Below are 5,545 nucleotides of genomic sequence, written 5' to 3' on the forward strand. Positions count from 1 at the left end.
CGGGGAACGGCGCGCTCAGCCACAACGGACCCGCACCCGAGGGCGCAGCCAGGAACGCGAGGAACCCGCCGCGCACCCGCACCCGCACCCGATCCCCGATTCCGCGCAAGGCCCCCGGCCAGCCCCCGTAACGTTGAGCCGGTGACCACTCTCGTACGAGGCCGCGGCTGGGCCAGAACACACCCGCTGGCGGTGGACGCGGTGCTCGCCTCCGCCGTCCTCGTCTGCATGGTCGTCGGCTCCTTCGCCGAGCCGAACGGGGAGCACGGCCCCACCTGGGGCACCCGCACCCCCGACGCCCCCAGCCTGGTCCTGATGACGCTGGGCGCGCTCGCCCTCGTCTTCCGCCGCCGCGCCCCCTGGGCCGTGCTCGCCGCGACCTGCGGCGCCTCCATCGTCGAGCTGCTCACCGGCCAGCCCCGCGCCCCCGTCGTGATGTGCGCGGTCATCGCCCTGTTCACCGTCGCCGCCCGCACCGACCGCTCCACGACCTGGCGGATCGGCCTGGTCACGATGACCGGCCTCACCGGCGTCGCGATGCTCTCGGGCGGCCCCCTGCCCTGGTACGCCCAGGAGAACCTCGGCATCTTCGCCTGGACCGGCATGGCCGCCGCCGCGGGCGACGCGGTGCGCAGCCGCCGCGCCGTCGTCGACGCCATCAGGGAGCGCGCCGAGCGGGCGGAACGGACGAGGGAGGAAGAGGCGCGGCGCCGCGTCGCCGAGGAGCGGCTGCGGATCGCCCGCGACCTGCACGACGTGGTCGCCCACCACATCGCCCTGGTCAACGTGCAGGCCGGCGTCGCGGCGCACGTCATGGACAAGCGGCCCGACCAGGCCAAGGAGGCCCTCTCGCACGTACGGGACGCCAGCCGCTCCGCCCTCAACGAACTCCGCGCCACCGTCGGCCTGTTGCGCCAGACCGGCGACCCGGAGGCGCCCACCGAACCGGCCCCCGGCCTGCACCGGCTCGACGAACTCGTCGAGACGTTCCGCAACGCGGGGCTGCCGGTCGAGGTCGCCCTCGGCCAGGTCGGCCTGGACCTGGCGGCCGCCGTCGACCTCGCCGCGTTCCGGATCATCCAGGAGGCGCTGACCAATGTGCAGAAGCACGCGGGGCCGGCCGCCAAGGCCGAGGTGAGCGTCGTCCGCGTCGGCCCGAACGTGGAGGTCACCGTCATCGACGACGGCCCCGGCCACGACAAGGGCGACGAGCAGCGGGACGCCGAGCAGCACACCGGCGGCGGCCACGGCCTGATCGGCATGCGCGAACGCGTCACCGCCCTCGGCGGCAGCTGCTCGGCGGGGCCCCGCTACGGAGGAGGCTTCCGCGTCCATGCGATCCTGCCCGTCACCACGGCAAAGGGAGGGACCGCGTGACGATCCGCGTACTGCTCGCCGACGACCAGGCGCTGCTGCGCAGCGCGTTCAAGGTGCTCGTCGACTCCGAGTCCGACATGGAGGTGGTCGGCGAGGCGTCCGACGGGGCGGAGGCGGTCGCGCTCGCCGGGTCGGAACGGGCCGACGTGGTCCTGATGGACATCCGGATGCCCGGCACCGACGGCCTCGCCGCCACCCGCATGATCAGCGCGGACCCCGCCCTGGCCCATGTGCGCGTGGTGATGCTGACGACCTTCGAGGTCGACGAGTACGTGGTGCAGTCGCTGCGCGCGGGCGCCTCCGGGTTCCTCGGCAAGGGCGCGGAGCCCGACGAACTGCTCGGCGCCATCCGGATCGCGGCGGCCGGCGAGGCGCTGCTCTCGCCGGTGGCGACCAAGGGACTGATCGCCAAGTTCCTCGCGCAGGGCGAGGGCCAGGACGGTGACGTTCCCGGGCGCGGCGAGCGGCTCGACGCGCTCACCGGACGCGAGCGCGAGGTCCTCGTACAGGTCGCGGGCGGCCACTCGAACGACGAGATCGCCGAGCGCCTTGAGGTCAGCCCGCTCACCGTGAAGACCCATGTGAACCGGGCGATGGCGAAGCTCGGCGCCCGCGACAGGGCTCAACTCGTGGTCATTGCGTACGAATCGGGCCTGGTGCGTCCGAGGGTGGAGTGACGCGAGAGGCGGCGTACTGCGACCGCAGTATGCGTGGCACATGAAATGGTCCTCTGAGCGGGACGTCGGACACCGGCCATGGCTGAGAGTGTGAGGAGCGGCCGAAGCTTGCCGCAGGCACCCACTTTCCGGGCCCTTGTCGTGGTCGTGACCGCGGCCCCGCCCGGCAGCCTGTCCGGCCTCGTCCGCCCCTGCCGCGCACGCCACAGAGAGAGACCACCATGTCCTGGCTGTCCAGGTTCAGCCTTGCCCAACGGGCACTCATAGGGCTGATGTCGATCATCGCGATCGTCTTCGGCGCCATCGCGATACCGCAGCTCAAGCAGCAGCTGCTGCCCTCCATCGAACTGCCCATGGTGTCCGTGCTCGCCCCTTACCAGGGCGCCTCCCCGGACGTGGTCGAGAAGCAGGTCGTCGAGCCGCTCGAGAACACCATCGACGCGGTCGACGGCATCACCGGCATCACCTCCACGGCGAGCGAGGGCAACGCCGTGATCATGGCCCAGTTCGACTACGGCAGCGGCTCCAAGCAGCTCGTCGCCGACGTCCAGCAGGCCGTGAACCGCGCCCGCGCCGAACTGCCCGACGACGTCGACCCGCAGGTCGTCGCGGGCTCCACCGACGACATCCCGACCGTCGTCCTCTCCGTCACCTCCGACAAGGACCAGCAGGCCCTCGCCGACCAGCTGGACCGCACCGTCGTGCCGTCCCTCAAGGACATCGACGGCGTCGGCCAGGTCACCGTGGACGGCGTGCGCGACCTCCAGGTCGACGTCACCCCGGACGACGCGAAGCTGGCCAAGGCGGGGCTGACCCCGGCCGCGCTCGGCAAGGCGCTCCAGGCGGGCGGCGCCACGCTGCCCGCGGGCTCCTTCGAGGAGGACGGCAAGAACCGCACCGTGCAGGTCGGCGGCGGCTACACCTCGCTGCGGCAGATCGAGGACCTGCGCGTCACGCCCGAGGCCACGCCCGGCGAGCGGCCCGGCAAGCCGGTGCGCCTCGGCGACGTCGCCGAGGTCGAGCAGAAGCCGTCCACCGCGACGTCCATCACGCGCACCGACGGGAAGCCGAGCCTCGCCGTCGCCGTCACCATGGACCACGACGGCAGCGCCGTCGCCATCTCCGACGCGGTCCAGGACAAGCTCCCCGACCTGCGGAGGGACCTCGGCTCCGGCGCCACCCTGACGGTCGCGAGCGACCAGGGTCCGGCCGTCGCCAAGTCCATCGAGGGCCTCACCACCGAGGGCGCGCTCGGCCTGGTCTTCGCGGTCGTCATCATCCTGGTCTTCCTGGCGTCGATCCGCTCGACGCTGGTCACCGCGGTCTCCATCCCGCTCTCGGTCGTACTGGCCCTGATCGTCCTGTGGACCCGCGACCTCTCCCTCAACATGCTCACGCTCGGCGCGCTGACCATCGCCATCGGCCGCGTCGTCGACGACTCGATCGTGGTCCTGGAGAACATCAAGCGCCACCTCGGCTACGGCGAGGAGCGCGAGCAGGCGATCCTGAAGGCGGTCCGCGAGGTGGCGGGCGCGGTCACGTCCTCCACCCTCACCACGGTCGCGGTGTTCCTCCCCATCGGTCTGGTCGGCGGCATGGTGGGCGAGCTCTTCGGCTCGTTCTCGCTGACGGTCACGGCGGCGCTCCTCGCCTCCCTGCTCGTCTCGCTGACGGTCGTGCCGGTCCTCTCGTACTGGTTCCTGCGCGCCCCGAAGTCGATCCAGGGCGTGGACCCGGAGGAGGCCCGGCGCAAGGCCGAGGACAAGGAGAGCCGCAGCAGGCTCCAGCGGATGTACGTCCCCGTCCTGCGCTTCGCGACGCGGCGCCGCCTCACCAGCCTCGGCATCGCCCTGGTGATCCTGGTCGGCACGTTCGGCATGGCGCCGCTCCTGAAGACGAACTTCTTCGACCAGGGCGAGCAGGAAGTCCTCTCCATCAAGCAGGAGTTGAAGCCCGGCACGAGCCTGTCGGCGTCCGACGCCGCGGCGAAGAAGGTCGAGAAGGTGCTGTCGGGCATCGACGAGATCAAGGACTACCAGGTCACGGTCGGCTCCTCCGGCTTCATGGCCGCCTTCGGCGGCGGCACGGACACCAACCAGGCCTCGTACACCCTGACGCTCAAGGACAAGTCGTCGTACGACAAGACGCAGGACCTCGTCGAGAAGGAGCTCGGCAAGCTCTCCGGGATCGGCCGGACCACCGTCTCCGCCGGGGACGGCTTCGGCAACCAGGACCTGAGCGTCGTGGTGAAGGCCGCCGACGCGAAGGTGCTCCGCGAGGCGTCCGACGACGTGCGGGACGAGGTCGCGAAGCTCGACGACGTCACCGACGTCCAGAGCGACCTGGCGCAGAGCGTCCCGCGGATCTCGGTCAGGGCCACCTCCAAGGCGGCCGCGGCCGGGTTCGACGACACCACGCTCGGCCAGGCCGTCGGCCAGGCGGTGCGCGGCACCACCAGCGGCAAGGCCATCCTCGACGACACCGAGCGCGACGTCGTGATCAAGTCGGCGAAGCCGGCGAAGACCCTCGACGAGCTGAAGAAGCTGACGCTGCGCCCCGGGGTGAAGCTCGGCGACATCGCCGATGTCGAACTGGTCGACGGTCCGGTCTCGATGACCCGCATCGACGGCGCGCGGGCCGCGACGATCACCGCGAAGCCGACCGGTGACAACACCGGGGCGGTCAGCGCCGACCTGACCAAGAAGCTGGACGCGCTGAAGCTCCCCGACGGGGCCACGGCCTCGATCGGCGGTGTATCCGAGGACCAGGACGAGGCGTTCGCCAAGCTGGGCCTGGCGATGCTGGCGGCCGTCGCGATCGTCTTCATGCTGCTGGTCGCGACCTTCCGTTCGCTGGTCCAGCCGCTGATCCTGCTGGTCTCGATCCCGTTCGCGGCGACGGGCGCGATCGGCCTGCTGGTCCTCACGGACACCCCGATGGGCGTCCCGGCGATGATCGGCATGCTGATGCTCATCGGCATCGTGGTCACCAACGCGATCGTGCTGATCGACCTCATCAACCAGTACCGCAGGCAGGGGTACGGCACGGTCGAGGCGGTCATCGAGGGCGGCCGCCACCGGCTGCGCCCGATCCTCATGACGGCCCTGGCGACGATCTTCGCCCTGCTCCCGATGGCGCTGGGCGTCACGGGCGAGGGCGGCTTCATCGCCCAGCCGCTCGCGGTGGTGGTGATCGGCGGCCTGATCACCTCGACGCTCCTCACCCTCCTCCTCGTCCCGACGCTGTACGCGATGGTGGAACTCCGCAAGGAGCGCAGGCGGGCGAAGCGCGAGGCCAAGCGGGCGAAGAAGTCCGGGTCTTTGCCCCGAACCCCGGAACCGTCCCGGCCCTGACCCTGACCCTGATCCTGACCGGAACGGGTGCGTCCCCCATCGACGATGAGGGACGCACCCGTTCCGCTTCTTGGGGGGAGGCACCGGTGCCGTGCGGGTCCGTCGTGGTCGCTCGCGCAGTTCCCCGCGCCCCTCAGG

General features: G+C 71.4%; 3 protein-coding genes. All 3 read left to right on the forward strand.

Features of this window, described 5'->3' with window-relative positions; all coding sequences use genetic code 11:
• Positions 1 to 141: 141 nt before the first annotated feature.
• Positions 142 to 1,377, forward strand: a complete 1,236-nt coding sequence (locus AOK03_RS24180; RefSeq protein WP_055567444.1) for a sensor histidine kinase — start codon at positions 142 to 144, stop codon at positions 1,375 to 1,377.
• A complete protein-coding gene (locus AOK03_RS24185; protein ID WP_055567445.1) occupies positions 1,374 to 2,054 on the forward strand; it encodes a response regulator in 681 nt (226 codons plus the stop codon). Before AOK03_RS24180 ends, AOK03_RS24185 begins: the two co-directional genes overlap by 4 nt.
• A 221-nt stretch (positions 2,055 to 2,275) precedes the next feature.
• On the forward strand, positions 2,276 to 5,407 hold the full coding sequence (locus AOK03_RS24190; protein WP_055567446.1) for an efflux RND transporter permease subunit: 3,132 nt from the start codon (positions 2,276 to 2,278) through the stop codon (positions 5,405 to 5,407).
• Positions 5,408 to 5,545 lie beyond the last annotated feature (138 nt).

Source organism: Streptomyces atriruber (assembly GCF_001418325.1).
In the GTDB taxonomy this organism is placed as follows: domain Bacteria; phylum Actinomycetota; class Actinomycetes; order Streptomycetales; family Streptomycetaceae; genus Streptomyces; species Streptomyces atriruber.

Coding starts and splice junctions, on each gene's coding strand:
- AOK03_RS24190 (WP_055567446.1), top strand. CDS start 2,276: ATGTCCTGGCTGTCCAGGTTCAGCCTTGCCCAACGGGCACTCATAGGG.